12 protein-coding genes are annotated in these 16,635 nt (G+C 41.1%); 9 read left to right on the forward strand and 3 right to left on the reverse strand.

Annotation, left to right across the window (positions count from 1 at the left end; all coding sequences use genetic code 11):
* Positions 1-165 precede the first annotated feature (165 nt).
* The 5 genes from A9267_RS06475 (at position 166) to A9267_RS06495 (ending at position 9,591) form a co-directional block, all read left to right on the forward strand.
* The gene (locus tag A9267_RS06475; RefSeq protein ID WP_055023750.1) at positions 166-1,287 is read left to right on the forward strand and encodes an efflux RND transporter periplasmic adaptor subunit; all 1,122 of its coding nucleotides are present in this window, start codon (positions 166-168) and stop codon (positions 1,285-1,287) included.
* Complete coding sequence (locus A9267_RS06480) at positions 1,287-4,397, forward strand: multidrug efflux RND transporter permease subunit (RefSeq protein WP_065108635.1); 3,111 nt, start codon at positions 1,287-1,289, stop codon at positions 4,395-4,397. The genes A9267_RS06475 and A9267_RS06480 overlap by 1 nt, the downstream gene beginning before the upstream one ends.
* Positions 4,398-4,477: 80 nt before the next feature.
* The gene (locus A9267_RS06485; protein WP_156669114.1) at positions 4,478-4,951 is read left to right on the forward strand and encodes a LabA-like NYN domain-containing protein; all 474 of its coding nucleotides are present in this window, start codon (positions 4,478-4,480) and stop codon (positions 4,949-4,951) included.
* A gap of 252 nt (positions 4,952-5,203) precedes the next feature.
* Positions 5,204-8,986 carry an EAL domain-containing protein gene (locus tag A9267_RS06490; RefSeq protein ID WP_055023747.1) on the forward strand — a complete coding sequence of 1,261 codons (3,783 nt, stop codon included), beginning with the start codon at positions 5,204-5,206 and terminating at the stop codon, positions 8,984-8,986.
* A gap of 170 nt (positions 8,987-9,156) precedes the next feature.
* Complete coding sequence (locus A9267_RS06495; protein ID WP_065108637.1) at positions 9,157-9,591, forward strand: acyl-CoA thioesterase; 435 nt, start codon at positions 9,157-9,159, stop codon at positions 9,589-9,591.
* Between the two features lie 14 nt (positions 9,592-9,605).
* Here the strand turns inward: A9267_RS06495 and A9267_RS06500 are convergent, their stop codons facing one another.
* A complete protein-coding gene (locus A9267_RS06500; RefSeq protein WP_065108638.1) occupies positions 9,606-11,126 on the reverse strand; it encodes a putative bifunctional diguanylate cyclase/phosphodiesterase in 1,521 nt (506 codons plus the stop codon).
* A gap of 81 nt (positions 11,127-11,207) precedes the next feature.
* Positions 11,208-12,050: an HDOD domain-containing protein gene (locus tag A9267_RS06505; protein WP_055023744.1), complete on the reverse strand. Its 843-nt coding sequence runs from the start codon at positions 12,048-12,050 to the stop codon at positions 11,208-11,210.
* Positions 12,051-12,280: 230 nt separating this feature from the next.
* Between A9267_RS06505 and trhP the strand changes: the two genes are divergently transcribed.
* Both trhP and A9267_RS06515 read left to right on the forward strand, forming a co-directional pair.
* Positions 12,281-13,678: a prephenate-dependent tRNA uridine(34) hydroxylase TrhP gene (gene trhP, locus A9267_RS06510; protein ID WP_065108639.1), complete on the forward strand. Its 1,398-nt coding sequence runs from the start codon at positions 12,281-12,283 to the stop codon at positions 13,676-13,678.
* A gap of 6 nt (positions 13,679-13,684) precedes the next feature.
* Positions 13,685-13,936, forward strand: coding sequence for a YfhL family 4Fe-4S dicluster ferredoxin (locus A9267_RS06515; RefSeq protein ID WP_065108640.1), 252 nt, complete (start codon positions 13,685-13,687; stop codon positions 13,934-13,936).
* A gap of 136 nt (positions 13,937-14,072) precedes the next feature.
* On the opposite strand, the gene ubiT is transcribed toward A9267_RS06515, so the two are convergent.
* Positions 14,073-14,594, reverse strand: a complete 522-nt coding sequence (ubiT, locus tag A9267_RS06520; protein ID WP_065108641.1) for a ubiquinone anaerobic biosynthesis accessory factor UbiT — start codon at positions 14,592-14,594, stop codon at positions 14,073-14,075.
* A gap of 136 nt (positions 14,595-14,730) precedes the next feature.
* Here ubiT and ubiU point away from each other — a divergent pair, with 136 nt between their 5' ends.
* Positions 14,731-15,732 carry a ubiquinone anaerobic biosynthesis protein UbiU gene (gene ubiU, locus A9267_RS06525; protein WP_065108642.1) on the forward strand — a complete coding sequence of 334 codons (1,002 nt, stop codon included), beginning with the start codon at positions 14,731-14,733 and terminating at the stop codon, positions 15,730-15,732.
* Between the two features lie 10 nt (positions 15,733-15,742).
* Positions 15,743-16,633 carry a U32 family peptidase gene (locus tag A9267_RS06530; protein ID WP_065108643.1) on the forward strand — a complete coding sequence of 297 codons (891 nt, stop codon included), beginning with the start codon at positions 15,743-15,745 and terminating at the stop codon, positions 16,631-16,633.
* Positions 16,634-16,635: the final 2 nt, after the last annotated feature.

Genomic DNA, 16,635 nt, shown 5'->3' on the forward strand with positions numbered 1-16,635 from the left:
AACTTAGACACAAGTTCACAACTCAGATCCAATAACTAAACACTAATGTTATCAGCATGTTTTGTTACAGTCTTATCTGCTACGCTTTACATTCCTTTACCCTTATATGCTGCTTTTTTTATTAAAATAGCCTCACATCAGCATAGGCATTTTTAGAGTTCATCAATGAAAAAATTAGCATTCCTTATTATTGTTTGTGGCGTTATGGCCGCCGCTTTTTCATTTAGTGGTATTAGCCAGGCCAGTAAATCTAAACCCGATAGCAACAATAAACCGCAAAGAACTATTCCTGTGGTAACAGGCATTGTTGATCAACATGAGTTATCGCAATCGTTATCATTGATTGGCAAATTAGATGCTGAACAGTCCGTGTTTATTTCCTCACAGGTTGCTGGCCAAATCAGTGATATTCTCATTAAACCAGATCAAGACATTAAAGCGGGTCAAACTATTGTTCAGCTCGATAATGCGAAAGCTAAAGCCGCAACAGCCGAGGCTGCAGCCTACCTTGCTGATGAACAAAGAAAATTGAAAGAGTTTTTAAAGCTAATCAAAAGTAATGCCATTACCCAAACTGAAATTGATGCCCAACGCGCTAATGTCGATATGGCTCAAGCTCGCCTTGCCTCCGCTCAAGCCGATCTAAACTATCACACACTTAAAGCTCCATTTTCAGGCTCAGCAGGATTAATTGATTTTAGTGTTGGTAAGATGATTTCGGTTGGTACTGAATTGCTTGCTTTTGACGATCTATCTAGCATGAGACTTGATCTACAAGTACCTGAGCATTACTTATCGTTACTTTCAAATGGCATGGCCGTTAGTGCACAAAGTCGTGCTTGGCCTGAACAAGTATTTACAGGCAAAATCATTGCCATCGACTCTCGCATCAATCAAGACACTTTAAACTTACGGGTGAGAGTACAGTTTGATAACCCCGAAAACCGTTTAAAGCCAGGTATGATGATGGCTGCAGTACTTAACTTCCCTGCAGTTTCTGAACCTGTCATTCCAGTCCAAGCAATTGAATACTCTGGCACAAAGCGTTTTGTGTATATCATCAACGAAGACAACATAGCAAAACGCACAGAAGTAACATTGGGCGCTCGTATTGACAACGAAGTGTTAATTTCTGACGGCTTAAATATCGGTGACCATGTTGTAGTTCAAGGATTAGTTAACATGCGTGATGGGGTATTAGTGGATGTGCTTGAACAGCAAAATACAGCTGAGCGCCTAGCCAATGAAAACACAGCAGAAGAAAGTAACCAGCAGGAGAAAAGCTAATGTGGCTTTCTGATGTTTCAGTCAAGCGTCCTGTTGTCGCTATTGTACTCAGCTTATTATTGGGTGTATTTGGCCTAGTCTCACTGTCAAAACTGTCGATTCGAGAAATGCCGGATGTTGAAAATCCGGTAGTCACGGTAATGACCACCTATAGTGGCGCTTCAGCCACTATTATGGAAAGCCAAATTACCACCACGATTGAAGATGAGTTAACGGGTATTAGTGGTGTTGATGAAATTGAATCTGTCACTCGTAATGGTATGTCCCGCATTACAGTCACATTTTTACTTGGCTGGGATTTAACAGAAGGCGTGAGTGATGTGCGTGATGCTGTAGCGAGAGCTCAGCGCCGCCTTCCAGATGAAGCTGACGATCCTGTAGTATCTAAAGACAATGGCTCAGGCGAGCCGTCTATTTATGTCAACCTGAGTTCATCAACGATGGACCGAACTCAGCTCACCGATTACTCCCAACGAGTATTAGAAGATCGTTTTAACTTGATCACAGGAGTCAGCTCAATTTCCATCACGGGCGGACTTTACAAAGTCATGTACGTTCAATTAAAACCTGAACTCATGGCAGGACGTAATGTGTCAGCCAACGACATCGTATCAGCACTAAAGACTGAAAACGTTGAAACGCCAGGCGGCGAAGTTCGTAACGACACTACGGTCATGACGGTTCGTACAGCAAGACTCTATAACCACCCAGAGGACTTTGACTACTTAGTCGTTCGTACTGCCGACGATGGCACACCTGTTTACCTAAAAGATGTCGCGGATGTATTTATCGGTGCAGAGAACGAGAACTCAACCTTTAAAAGTGATGGCGTTGCTAACCTTTCTTTAGGCATTGTGGCCCAATCTGATGCGAACCCATTAGATGTCGCGAAATGGGTTCATCAAGAAGTCGATAGAATCCAAGACTTCTTACCTGATGGTACGGCGCTCGTGGTCGATTATGACTCTACCATTTTCATTTCTCGCTCAATCGATGAGGTCTATAACACCTTAATTATCACTGCAGTATTAGTGATATTGGTGCTGTATATTTTTATCGGCCAAGTCCGCGCGACGTTAATTCCTGCGGTGACTGTGCCTGTCTCGTTAATTGCGGCATTTATTGCGGCTAACTCATTCGGTTTTTCAATTAACCTTCTCACATTGATGGCGCTGATCCTAGCCATCGGACTGGTTGTTGATGACGCTATTGTGGTCGTTGAAAATATTTTCCATCACATTGAAAAAGGTGAACCTCCTTTACTTGCTGCCTACAAAGGAGCTCGCGAGGTTGGCTTTGCTGTTGTCGCCACTACTGCAGTATTAGTTATGGTGTTTTTACCCATTTCATTTATGGAAGGCATGGTTGGATTACTGTTTACTGAGTTCTCGGTAATGCTAGCAATGTCGGTGTTATTTTCATCGCTTATTGCATTAACGCTTACCCCTGTACTCGGTAGTAAATTGCTAAAAGCCAATGTAAAACCTAACCGTTTTAACTTATGGGTAGACGGGTTATTTGATGCACTAGAAACACAATACCGCCGTGTCGTGAGTAAAGCTGTGCAATTCCGTATGGCTGCACCATTGGTTATTGTTGCGTGCGTGGCTGGTAGTGGCTGGTTGTTAAATCAAGTACCTGCTCAATTAGCCCCTCAAGAAGACCGAGGCGTTATTTTTGCCTTCATTAAAGGCGCCGAAGGCACTAGCTACAATCGCATGTCTGCCAATATGGAAATCGTTGAGCAGCGACTATTACCTATGCTAGGTGATGGCGTTATAAAATCATTTAGTATTCAAGCTCCGGCATTTGGCGGCCGGGCTGGCGATCAGACTGGTTTTGTTATTATTCAGCTGGAAGAATGGCAAGACAGAAATATTAATGCCCAGCAAGCGTTAGGGATAGTCGCAAAAGCACTAGAAGGTATCCCTGACGTCATGGTACGCCCAATGTTGCCAGGCTTTAGAGGTAAATCAAGTGAGCCAGTACAGTTTGTATTAGGTGGCTCCGATTATGAAGAGCTATTTGATTGGGCGCAAAAACTACAACAAGAAGCGGATTTAAGCCCGATATTAGAAGGGGCTGATCTTGATTATGCTGAAACAACCCCAGAACTATTAGTTAGTGTCGATCGTGAGCGTGCAGCAGAACTTGGCGTGAGTGTCACTGAAGTTTCAGACACCTTAGAAATCATGCTTGGCGGTCGCAGCGAAACCACCTTTATTGAGCGTGGCGAAGAGTATGATGTGTACCTACGAGGCGATGAAAACAGCTTTAACAGTGTCGCCGATTTAAGTCAGATATATATGCGCACTTCAAAGGGCGACCTTATCACCTTAGATACCATCACCCGAATTGATGAAGTGGCTTCAGCGCAAAAACTTAGCCATTTGAATAAACAAAAGTCCATCAGCTTAAAAGCCAATTTAGGCGAAGGATATACCTTAGGTGAAGCATTAGATTTTCTCGATGCGAAAGCCATTGAAATGCTGCCAAGCGATATCACCATTTCATATACAGGCGAGTCAAAAGACTTTAAGGAAAACCAGAGCAGCGTTTTCATCGTGTTTGGTCTTGCGTTATTAGTCGCATACTTAGTACTTGCTGCTCAGTTTGAAAGCTTTATCAATCCGTTGGTCGTTATGTTTACTGTACCCATGGGCATATTCGGCGGATTCCTTGGGCTGTATTTCACCGGCCAAGGCCTCAACATTTATAGCCAAATTGGCATGATCATGTTAATTGGTATGGTCACCAAAAACGGCATTTTAATTGTTGAGTTTGCTAATCAGTTGCGTGATAAAGGGCTCTCTCTCGAACAAGCAATTATCGATGCCTCAGCCAGACGTTTAAGACCGATTCTCATGACGGCCTTCACTACTTTAATTGGAGCAATCCCATTAATATTATCGACAGGTGCAGGTTCAGAAAGTCGCATCGCTGTCGGTACGGTAGTGTTCTTTGGGATGGCATTTGCTACTCTAGTGACACTCTTAGTCATCCCAGCGATGTATCGACTCATATCAGGGGCAACAAAGTCGCCTGGCTTTGTGGAGCAACAACTTAATTTGGCTATTGAGCAACAAAAAGCAAGTGCCAGCAAATCATAGTTAGCTCTAAGGGTTTAGCCTACCTTGGCTAAACCCTGCTTGAACAAGTTAAATTAATTAAAATGGATAATAGGTGTCACATGGAAAAAGTTGCCGTATTTGTTGATGTGCAGAACATCTATTACACATGTAAACAAGCCTTTGGGCGTTCATTTAACTATCGAGCCTTATTCCAAAACCTCAATTATACAACTCAAATTGAATATGCCATTGCCTATGCCATCGCTCCGGCGGACGATGGCCAAGTTAAGTTTCAAGATGCACTTAAACATATTGGTTTTGACGTTAAACTCAAACCTTATATTCAAAGAAGTGATGGCAGCGCCAAAGGTGACTGGGATGTCGGCATTACCATCGATGTTTTAGACTATGCCGAGCAAGTAGATAAAGTCATTTTGCTTTCTGGTGACGGTGACTTTGACTTACTGATGGCAAAAGTAGCGCAAAAATTTAACTGTAAAACCGAAGTCATTAGCGTGACAGAGTTAACCGCTAAATCTTTATTAGATGTGATTTCCCATCATACCCCTATCGATAAGCAGCTTTTAATTTAGCTCTAACACTCCTCCAACCAAACCTGCTTAAACGCACTTATGTAGCACAAAGAACAGTCTAAGCAGGCCAAAGTCTTTACAATCCGCTGCTAATTCGAGCAATAATACATTTCAACAAACTATTTCCTCAAGAAACGTAACGATTGCCGATACAAAGTCACACAAGAAGTATTGTTTTACCGCATTACATACGTTTACAAAATTGGTTAAAATGCGTAACGATATAATAACCACATAAAATAAGGGCTTTAAATGTTATCAGCGTTAAAACATCTGCTTTTATTCTCTATTGTGGCTATTTTTTTTGCTGTTTCTCTGTCACCCCAAAACGCTCAGGCTGAGCAATTTCAGCTGGAAACCCTTACGATTAGTGATGGCCTGCCGTCCTCTAGCATTACCACGCTGTATCAACAACGTGATGGATTTATTTGGTTTGGTACCGATACTGGAGCCAGTCGCTATGATGGGGTTAACTTTACCAATTTTCAGTTCTCTGAATCTGACAAGACCCACATATCCAACAACTACATCACCAAAATCCATGAAGATCGTAGTGGCAATATTTGGATAGCTACCGAAGATGGCTTAAACCAGTTAACCCAAGACAATGAAATCATCATTCATAACATGATTTCCACCCAGTCCAGTTTAGGTTCAAGTTGGATTATAGAAATTTATGAACAAGAAAATGGCTTACTATGGTTTGGTACCGGATCAGGACTAACCCAATATAACCCGCAAAACAAACAGTTCACTGCCTACTCATTATTTGATGAAAATCAAGCATACGAAACCTCAGTCAGTGGAGTTTTTAGCGATCACAATGGCACTATTTGGGCCGTCACTGACTACGGCTTAGCCACACTCAACACCCAATCGGATCAACTCGAAATAGTGAAGTTTGAAGGCGAACTTGCAAAGCAACTAGACCCGGTCATTTTCTATGGCGCCAAAAAAGCCAAGAATGGCGAAATATGGCTCGGTAGCTATCGAAATGGATTGTTCAAACTCAACTTAGAAACTCGCAGCATCAACAATATCCATTTCAATAAGGATAACCCGAGTAATCAGCAGCTCCCATCCAATCACATTCAAAGCTTCACCTTTAAAGACGACAACACGCTATGGGTAACACACGGTAAAGGCGCTAGCCGCATTACATTAGACACCATGAGCTTTTCACACCTGACTCATGAAGCATTTAATCCTAATTCGATGCCAAGTGATTATGTCCCGATTGTAATGGTTGATCAGTCTGGTGGGGTTTGGTTTGGTACTGGTAATGGCGCATCGCTGTATTCTAATTTTAAACAAGGAACACGTTTATACAGACCAAAACCGATTAGCTCTGAATTATCCGGAAATATGGTCTATTGGTTCGATTTTGATAAAGATAACAATACTTGGATAAGCACGACAAAAGGTATAGATAAACTAAGGTTAAATAAAGATTTAATCTCTTTGCAGCCTATTTCTGAGTTAACCCCTTCGATGATTTATAGTGCAACAATCGATGACGCCAATACCATGTGGATTTCCCAAGCAGATGGTTTGACAGTATATGATATTGATACAGAACGTTTACGCCACTTCAGTAATGCTAAAGATAACCCTCATGGTTTGCCTGAAAGCGAATTTTATTTAGCACTGCCTGATAATCATGGCAACGCATGGATCACTGGCTACCTTGATGTAGGGCTCATTTTATTTAACCCTGACAAAGGGATACTAAAGCAGCTGCTGCATCACAATGATAATTCTTATGCCGCGGGTGGAAACTTCACCTTTGATAAGCAGCTTCTCCATAATGGCGAGCTATGGCTAGCGACAACCAATGCTATATACCGAGTCAATACACAAACCTACGAAGTCAAACACCTTCCTTTAGGTAGTGAAGCGCAAAATATTCGTACCGTTAAAATATATCAAGATGAGAACAATACTGTTTGGGTCGCAAGCCAAGGTCTAGGCCTGGTCAAAATTGAAGTGAGTGACTTCTGGAGTGACGATTTACAACTTGAATATATTACTAAAGAAGATGGTTTAGCTTCGAATACTCTTAAAGGTGTCACAGGCGATGGTCAAGGGCATTTGTGGATCACGACACAATCTAAATTCGCCAAGATGCACATCGAAACTCAAAAAATCACTAAATTTCCTAGTGCTATCAATCACAAAGATAGCTCTTTTTCAGATGCTGCCATCGCATTTCAAAAAGATGAGTTGTATATAGGTACAAACAACGGTGCCTTTAAAATTGATACACGAGCAATTAAAAGTAACCAATTTTCCCCACAGGTTCATATAACATCGGCATTAATTGCCAATGAAGAATACATCCACTTAAACAGTAACCATAGTATTGATGCATTGACCTTAGACTATGAACAAAATATGGTGCAATTTTCATTCGCTGCACTGGATTTTAATGCGCCGCAAAAAAACCAATATCGATATAAACTGCATGGCTTTGATGAACGCTGGATATACTCGCAAAACATTTCCACAGCAACCTATACCAACCTTCATGCAGGTGATTATCGTTTTGTCGTGCAAGGCAGTAATAGCGATGGTATTTGGAGTCCGTTAATTGCAGAGCTTTCATTCACCATTAAAAAACCCTGGTGGTATTTCGCCATCATTAGTTTGGTACTTGTGTGTGCGTTATTGACCTTTTTATTTTTGTTAACCCGTTATCAAAAAGTCACAGAGTTGAAAAACCGAGCTAATTTCGACACGTTAACAGGCTTATCAAATCGATTCCGTTTTAATACTGTACTTGAAGCCACTGTGAATCAAAAACATCAGCATGCTGCGGTTGCTTTTATCGACCTTGATTACTTCAAGGAAGTCAATGACTCTATGGGACACGACATAGGTGATGAGCTGATTATTCAAGTGAGTAAACGCCTATCATCAAACCTCAAAAGTGATGACCTATTAGCCCGCTTAGGCGGTGATGAGTTTGCAATTATTCTTCGAAATCCGGGCGAGCTTTCACAGCTAGTGAATATCATTGAACGCCTAAGATTAGCAATTAACACAGGCTATCAAATACAGGAACATTGGATTAAGAGCTCTGCCAGTATTGGGGTTGCTTGCTACCCTGAAGATGGTCTGGATGCGAAGACGTTACTAAAACATGCCGATACCGCGATGTATGCGGCTAAACAAGCAGGACGTAATAGCGCCTACTTTTTTAATGAAGCACTGTCAGTCGCCTTACAAGAAAAAATTTCAATTAAACAGCAGCTTCAACATGCATTAACCAATGATGAGTTTGAGTTGTATTATCAGCCTAAAATTTGCCTTAAAACAGGTAATATCCGTTCATTTGAAGCATTGCTGCGCTGGTTCCACCCCGAAAAAGGTTTGATACCACCCGATAAGTTTATTCCAGAAGCTGAAAGTAATGGTCAAATCATTGAAATTGGTTATTGGGTTATTAAACAGGCTTGTATCACGGCAAATCAATGGCACCAAGAAGGCTTGCTCAAAGGAAGTGTGTCGGTCAATATCTCCCCTGTGCAGTTATCTCAGCCAGATATTAGCGAAAAAATCGAAGCCATATTAGTGGAAACCGGTTTCCCTGCAGAGAAGCTGGAACTGGAAATTACCGAATCACTTTTGATTGAGAATGTTGAAACCGCTAAAAAGGTGCTAAGCCAATTACATGATTTAAAAATCAGACTTAGTTTAGATGACTTTGGTAAGGGGTATTCATCCTTAAATTACCTCACCCGATTCCCATTAAATACCTTAAAAATCGACAAAGGTTTTATCGATAGCTTTTTAGATAATGAAGCCGCAAAAGCGGTCTTAAAAAACATTATTAATTTAGGTAATGACCTAAAAATGCAAATTGTCGCAGAAGGGATTGAAACTGAAATGCAATTAATTAAACTCATTCAGTACCAGTGTCATACTGGTCAAGGTTACATTTTCAGCCCAGCGGTAAATACCCAAAGTGCTTATAAGATGCTAACAGGTGAAACGGTATTACTGCCTAAATTTATGCAAAACAAAGTTGGCTAAAAAAGCATTTTCAACGGTTTGTACTGAGTAACCTCTGTCGAGATATTAAAGGGGATGAGTCAAACTCTGGTCTGAGCAGTCAATGAATCGCCATAGCAAACCGAAAAACACTGTTGTAACGTCTAAGAATAAGTAACAATGCCCTCATAAAATGACTTAGTAGCATCAAGATGACTCAAAAAACGATTGAATATAGCCCAATTTTTCACTTTCCTGTACAAATTTACTATGAAGATACAGACTTTTCAGGCGTGGTATATCACCCCAACTTTTTAAAGTATTTTGAACGAGCTAGAGAACATGTGATTGGCGCTGACGTACTGAACTTATTGTGGCAACAGCAACAGCTAGGCTTCGCGGTATATCGCACAGATATGCTGTGTCACGATGGGGTTGAATTTGCTGATATCGTTGATGTTAGAACGCGTTATTACTTTGAAAGTAAGTACCGTACTGTTTGGCAACAAGAGATTTGGCGTCCTAATGCTAAAAAGCCTGCTGTGACAGCCACAATTGAGATGGTCTGCATGAATCAGCAACGTCAGATGGCCCCTATGCCACTCAACTTAATTACCCAGTTACAACAACAATTTAATCAGTCTTAAGCGCGTTATTCGCTTTAATGTTTAACGTTATCTGAGCTTGGTAGGAATAAGAAAGGTTGTTCAATGAGCTGCGTGTATCGTAGCTCAAAATCTGTTGCGACAAGAGGCTTACTAAAATACTCCCCCTGAATGGTATCAGTTCCGAACTCAATTAAGGTATCAAATACATCTTTGGTTTCAACCCCTTCGACCGTAACATCAAAACCAAGACTCTTAGCCAGTTCGATGCTAGTTTTCACAATCTTATTAGCTTGTAAGTCGCAGTTAAAGTCGTCCAAAAAGGCTTTATCAATTTTAACTTCATCAATGGGGAGGTGACGTAAGTAAGCTAAAGATGAATGCCCTGTACCGAAATCATCAATAGCAATTTTAACTCCTAACTCGCGAATTTCTTTTAGTGTTTCGATGGTCCGTGCTAAATCTAACATCAATACACTTTCAGTGATTTCAATCATTAAGTTCTCAGCAGGCACTTTGTACTGCATAAGCAAATTACTGATATCAATTGGCAAATGCTGATTTTCAAGATCTTTAGTGGATAAGTTAACTGCCACTTTGATATTGATGCCTTGCTGTAACCACTTAACCTGTTGCTGTAACACTTGTTCAAGAGCCCACTTACTGATTAAGTCAATCATGCCAGTATGTTCAGCTAAAGGAATAAACTCTGTTGGCGGTATAATACCTAAGCCATCATGCTCCCATCGAATTAACGCTTCAACTTGTGAACACTTACCCGAGCTGATATCCAACTTAGGTTGATACACCATATGGAGTTGGTTTTGCTTCAGACTTTTAGGCAAGCTATTAATGATTGTCAATTCACGATATTGAGCTTTGTCATCATCTTGATTATAAAATGCGATATCGTTTCGGCTGAGCTTGGCTTTTTTAAGTGCTAAGTCTAATCGACGTAGCATTAAACTCACATCCGCATGATGGTCATGCAGCTCAAGTACCCCTAATTGTACTTTAATGCTGATTGGAGTTTGCTCGATGTCGAATGGCTTTTGTAGATGCTGCTTTATATTAGATAACTCGTTAACTGAAATAGCTTTAGGGTAGAAAAGTAAAAACTCATTACCGTTCATTCTTGAAACGAATTGTGGCGGATTGTTTAGCCCCTTAATTCGTAATGCAAAAGCTTTTAATAACTGGTCACCAAAAATAAATCCAAAGAGATCATTTACAAAGCGAAACTGCTGAATGTCCACCAGCACGAGCATCCCCTCAGTCGCAGGCATCTTGGCAAACATTTTACGCTTGAATCCAACTCGATTAGATAACCCTGTCAGCTTATCTCGCTCAAGCGTTATAGGGTTGTTTTGCTGGAATAAATTGAGGTTTCTAACCAGAGGTTTGAATGCTCTTGGAGTATGTTTAAAGTTAAGTGGGGACTGGGTTGCATTATTCGACTCTAAGGTTTGAGTCAGCTCTGCGATGAATTTGCCTTGTTGGAAGTAACCGCCTAATACAATACCCAATAACAAAATAAGGGCGATAAACAATACAATTATAATTTCAATACTTAACACAACTTATCGCTCCTTATTCAATTGGGGTTAATTCCATAACCAAGCTCATTCATGTCTGCTTGGCGGCTATATTCTCAGCTGTTATTGGTAACTTTGCTTAATAGAATGATACACATCTAAAAACTCGTCACTCTCTAGATCTTCCGGTGTTACAGGTAAGCCGCGAGTTGCAAAAATATCTAGACGTTGTTCCAATTCAGGCCCTGCTCTTAACTCGCCAGTATAATAAGCTGCTGAGCGAATAAAGTCTAAATAGGTCACCGACTCAGGCATATAATGAAGATCAGCCCAGCGTTCAACCACTTCCATCACTTCAGGCGCAAAGTCCCAAGTCTTTAAAATAGCACGACCGATTGGTCCTTGCATTTTACGGACTAAACCACGTAACTGTTCAATACTTGTAAAGGCATCAGGCTTTGTTTCTGCCTCAGATAACACAGGTAGAGCGCCAATATTATGGACTAAGCCTGCCAATGTTAATGTTTCAGGGTCTAATTTCTTACTCGGGTGACGTTTATTGTAAATAGCCAACATAGCACCAGCTGATGCGGTGACCTCAATAGAAGTTTGCCACACTTCATCCATCACCTCCCAAACCATCTCATTGGTTGAGATAAATAATTGCTCTAATGCGACAGAGGTAACAATCGCTTTTATTTGTATTAGTCCAATACGATTGACAGCAGCACTGATATTTTCAGCTTTATTACCTCGGCTATATAAAGCACTGTTTGCCACCTTAATAATACGCGCCGAAATTGCGGCATCTTGGCCAATAATGTCGCCAACTTGTTTAAGACTTGAGTCTGGTTGCGCAACAACTTCCTGCACCCGCATGGCGACTTCAGGCAGTGTCGGAAGCACTAAAGCATCGTCTTTTAGCTTCTTTAATAGCCCTACCAATAATTGGTGTTCAGTTGTCATAGATCCCGCCTGTAATTTTATTGTTGTTGCTTTGTTTCGATTATATCAGCTATGTCATTTAATAGAATAAAGAAAAAGCACTAATCTTTATAAAGCATGTCAATTAATTAGCAAACATTAAATTAGACAAGCAGCACAATCACAGATGAATTATTTGCATTCAGCGACCATACTTAAGTAAAATGCCGCCCCCGCGCTGTGTGCGAATTTCCATCAAATTGAGAGTGATTATGTTTAGACCAGAGCTATTGTCTCCAGCAGGAACGTTAAAGAATATGCGCTATGCCTTTGCATACGGTGCAGATGCTGTTTATGCAGGCCAACCTCGCTATAGCTTACGGGTTAGAAATAATGACTTCAAAATGGAAAATCTGGCGATGGGCATCAAAGAAGCCCATGCGCTAAATAAAAAGTTGTATGTCGTCAGTAACATTGCACCGCACAATGCAAAATTAAAAACTTACATACGTGATATGGCACCTGTCATTGATATGAAGCCTGATGCTGTGATCATGTCAGATCCTGGTCTTATTATGATGGTGCGTGAGGCATTCCCAGATCAAACAGTACATTTGTCTGTACAAGCCAATGCGATTAACTGGGCATCCGTTAAGTTCTGGCAGCAACAGGGGATTAAACGAGTCATCTTATCTCGTGAATTATCATTAGATGAAATTGAAGAGATTCGTCAACAATGTCCAGATATTGAGTTAGAAGTGTTTGTCCACGGCGCGTTATGTATGGCTTACTCTGGACGTTGTTTATTATCAGGCTATATCAATAAACGCGATCCAAACCAAGGCACATGCACTAATGCTTGCCGCTGGAAATATGATGTACATGAAGCTAAGCAAACAGACACTGGTGATATCATCGCCGTTAACCCACAAGGTATCGTCGATGCAAACGGTGTGCAAATTGAGACACCGACATTAGGTGCAGGTCAACCTTCAGATGAAGTTGTTCTATTACAAGAACCTGGGCGTCCAGGTGAATATATGCCCGCTTATGAAGATGAGCATGGCACTTACATCATGAATTCTAAAGATCTACGTGCGATTCAACACGTCGAACGTTTAACAAAAATGGGCGTAGACTCTCTTAAAATTGAAGGCCGTACTAAGTCATTTTATTATGTCGCACGTACAGCTCAATTGTACCGTCAAGCTATTGAAGATGCGGTTGCAGGTAAAGACTTTGATCGTACATTAATGCACAACCTTGAAGGGTTAGCACATCGTGGTTACACCGAAGGTTTCTTACGTCGCCATGTTCATGATGAATATCAAAACTACGATTACGGTTATTCAATCAGTGACACTCAACAGTTTGTTGGTGAGTTCACTGGCGTTCGCAATGATAGCGGCGCTGCAGAAGTCGATGTTAAAAATAAGTTCTCTGTCGGTGATAGTGTTGAAGTCATGACGCCACAAGGAAACTTTACCCTGACGATTTCAGAGCTAGTCAATCGTAAAGGTGAATCAGTTGAAGCTGGTTTAGGTTCGGGGCACTTTGTATTTTTAGCCGTTCCTGAAAGCGTTGAGCTAGATAAAGCCATCTTGATGCGTAACTTACCGCAAGGCCAAGATACTCGTAATCCTCATCAAGCTGCAGAAAAAGCTGAGTAACCTGTTATGGCATTATTAATCGATGATAGCTGCATTAACTGCGACATGTGTGAGCCTGAGTGCCCTAATGAAGCGATTACCATGGGCGAAGAGATTTATGAAATAGACCCAGCACTGTGTACAGAATGTGTTGGCCACTATGATAAGCCGACTTGTGTCTCTGTATGTCCTATCGATTGTATTGATCCCGATCCTGAACATGCTGAAACACCTGAAGAGCTTAAATATAAATACCAAGTCATCACAGGAAAGGTATAACCCACAAGCACAAGCTTAATCCCTCGGTGAAAACTGAGATACACAAAAAAAGGCGCCTAAGGCGCCTTTTTATTAATAGAATTTTAATGCTCTGCTCAGATAGTGCTTAACAATGGCAATAAGTTGCCTACAGACATTAAGCTGACGCTTGGGGCAGCTCAGATGAGTAGCCTTGAAGAGTTTGTAGTGTTAACGCCAGCTTCTCTATGGTTAATCTAGCGGGTTTAGGCAGAGATTCTAGCTCAATACCGAGTAGTAAATTTTTCACTTCTAAGCCTAACTCAGTATCCCCTTCAATTTTTAACTTACGTTGAAAGAATAAGGTATCGGGATCTTCTTTTCCTGCCGCAACTAACAGTAACTCAGGAACATTAGCCGTAAAAGTCACATCTGCTTGAGTTAATGGTCTAAGCAACAATTCGTCATTGAAACTGATTTCAAAGTGCAAGCCAATATCCATAACCGATATAGCAACCCATTTAGATTGTAAAAAGTCTAACTCACCAAATTTTATTTGTTCAGACAATGTCAAAGACAGCAATTTAGCCAACACATTCATTTTGGCTTTTTCAGGTACAACGGCTAAAGATTGCGTTGCCACTTTCGGGGCTAACCCTAGTACATTTTTAGCCACGCTATTGGTGAATCGAAAAGACATCCTTACTCCTACACTGCTTACTCTAATAATTAAGCTAGTTTACTCACATTTTATCAATTGAAACCTGTTTCAAATCAAATCATGTGACGTCATTCAACTTTACACTCCCTTTCTACGACAGTTTGAGAGAGAGAATATGGAACTCTTGTGCCCAGCAGGAAATTTAGCCTCATTAAAAGCCGCTTTTAGAGCAGGTGCAGATGCGGTTTACCTCGGATTAAAAGATGATACAAATGCACGTTCATTTGCAGGGTTAAACTTTACACCTGAGCAAATGAAACAAGCAACGAAGCTTGCCCATAGTCAAGGCAGAAAAGTATTTTTAACCTTGAATACTTACCCAAAACCAGGTGAAGAATCACGCTGGTATCAGGCCATTGATCTGGCAGCCCAGCTTCAAATGGATGCTTTAATCACTGCAGATATTTCGCTGCTCGACTATGCAAGCCGTCGGTACCCTCATTTACCGCTTCATTTATCCGTTCAAGCTAGTGCAACGAACCTTGCTGCACTAGAGTTCTACCAACAGGCATTTAATATCGAGCGAGCGGTATTACCTCGGGTATTGTCGATGAAGCAAGTCAAAGATCTTGCTAAAAATAGCTCTGTTGACTTGGAAGTGTTCGCCTTTGGTAGCCTTTGCATTATGGCAGAAGGACGATGCCACCTATCATCTTATGTTACAGGTCAGTCACCCAATACCGGTGGTTCTTGCTCGCCAGCAAAACACGTTAGATGGCAAGAAGACGGTAATCAATGTTTAACACGTTTAAATGAAGTACTCATTGACACTTCTAATATCGACCAACAGTTAGGTTACCCTGTTGTTTGTAAAGGGCGCTACATTGCTGAAAATGAATCCCAAGCCGACTACTTACTCGAGTCACCAACAAGCTTGAATACACTCAGTTTATTGCCTCAACTTGCTAACGCAGGTATTTGTTCTCTTAAAATTGAAGGCAGACAACGCAGTCCAGCTTATGTTGAACAAGTCACCCGTGTTTGGCGTGAAGCAATAGACAGTTATTTGGCCAACCCAAATGCATTTACTGAACTTGCAAGATGGAATGAAACATTAGCAAAGGTATCAGAAGGACAGGTCACCACATTAGGCGCCTACGAGCGTCAATGGCAGTAGGTAAGAATTCATGAAAATTTCACTCGCACCAATTAATTATTGTTGGGAAAAAACCGCAGTAGATGACTTTTACCAGCAAGCCGCTCAAAGTCGCATAGATACCATTTACCTTGGTGAAACCGTCTGCAGTCGCAGAAGATTACTCAAATTCAATGATTACATTGAACTGGCAACCATGCTTAACGCTCACGGAAAAAATGTCATTTTATCTACCATGGCATTAATTGAAGCTCAGTCGGAGCTGACCGAGTTAAAAAAGTATGTCGATAATGGTGAGTTCAGCATCGAAGCAAATGACATGGCTGCGATTCAAATCGCACAACAAGCAAACTTGCCATTTATCTGTGGCCCATCAATCAACAACTACAACCGAGCCAGCTTAGATATACTGCATAAAATGGGAATGAGTCGTTTTGTTATGCCATTTGAACTGTCTAAAGCTTGGTTAGATACAGTATTAAATCATCCTAATAGGCCTGGGTTTGAAGTTGAAGTGACTGGATATGGGTATATTCCATTGGCGCATTCTGCTCGTTGTTTTACCGCTAAACATTTCGGGTTAAGTAAAGATAACTGCGAGACAATATGCCGCCAGCATCCGAAAGGCATTTTGGCGCAAACTCAAGAGCAGCAAAGTCTATTACGTCTAAACGGAATTCAAACTCAATCAGCAGCTCATTTGGACTTAACCTCTGAAATAGCCGATATGATAGCAATGGGCGTTAATTTCTTTAGGGTCTCACCCAATGATATTCACGATATTAAGCGAGCCGATGAATTAGTGAGCTTAATTAGCCACCTTAAAAACCACAGCGCTGAAGCAGACAATAAGACCACATCTTCGAACGTTAATGCCTGTAATGGCTATTGGTTTGGTCAAGCAGGATTACAACAAGTGTAGTG

Source organism: Shewanella sp. UCD-FRSSP16_17 (genome assembly GCF_001675935.1).
Taxonomy (GTDB): domain Bacteria; phylum Pseudomonadota; class Gammaproteobacteria; order Enterobacterales; family Shewanellaceae; genus Shewanella; species Shewanella japonica.

What these genes read in the sequence shown, in the direction of transcription:
- A9267_RS06505 (WP_055023744.1), bottom strand. Translation starts at nt 12,050, where the DNA reads ATGACAACTGAACACCAATTATTGGTAGGGCTATTAAAGAAGCTAAAA.
- trhP (WP_065108639.1), top strand. Translation starts at nt 12,281, where the DNA reads ATGTTTAGACCAGAGCTATTGTCTCCAGCAGGAACGTTAAAGAATATG.
- A9267_RS06515 (WP_065108640.1), top strand. Translation starts at nt 13,685, where the DNA reads ATGGCATTATTAATCGATGATAGCTGCATTAACTGCGACATGTGTGAG.
- A9267_RS06475 (WP_055023750.1), top strand. Translation starts at nt 166, where the DNA reads ATGAAAAAATTAGCATTCCTTATTATTGTTTGTGGCGTTATGGCCGCC.
- ubiT (WP_065108641.1), bottom strand. Translation starts at nt 14,594, where the DNA reads ATGTCTTTTCGATTCACCAATAGCGTGGCTAAAAATGTACTAGGGTTA.
- ubiU (WP_065108642.1), top strand. Translation starts at nt 14,731, where the DNA reads ATGGAACTCTTGTGCCCAGCAGGAAATTTAGCCTCATTAAAAGCCGCT.
- A9267_RS06495 (WP_065108637.1), top strand. Translation starts at nt 9,157, where the DNA reads ATGACTCAAAAAACGATTGAATATAGCCCAATTTTTCACTTTCCTGTA.
- A9267_RS06480 (WP_065108635.1), top strand. Translation starts at nt 1,287, where the DNA reads ATGTGGCTTTCTGATGTTTCAGTCAAGCGTCCTGTTGTCGCTATTGTA.
- A9267_RS06485 (WP_156669114.1), top strand. Translation starts at nt 4,478, where the DNA reads ATGGAAAAAGTTGCCGTATTTGTTGATGTGCAGAACATCTATTACACA.
- A9267_RS06530 (WP_065108643.1), top strand. Translation starts at nt 15,743, where the DNA reads ATGAAAATTTCACTCGCACCAATTAATTATTGTTGGGAAAAAACCGCA.
- A9267_RS06490 (WP_055023747.1), top strand. Translation starts at nt 5,204, where the DNA reads ATGTTATCAGCGTTAAAACATCTGCTTTTATTCTCTATTGTGGCTATT.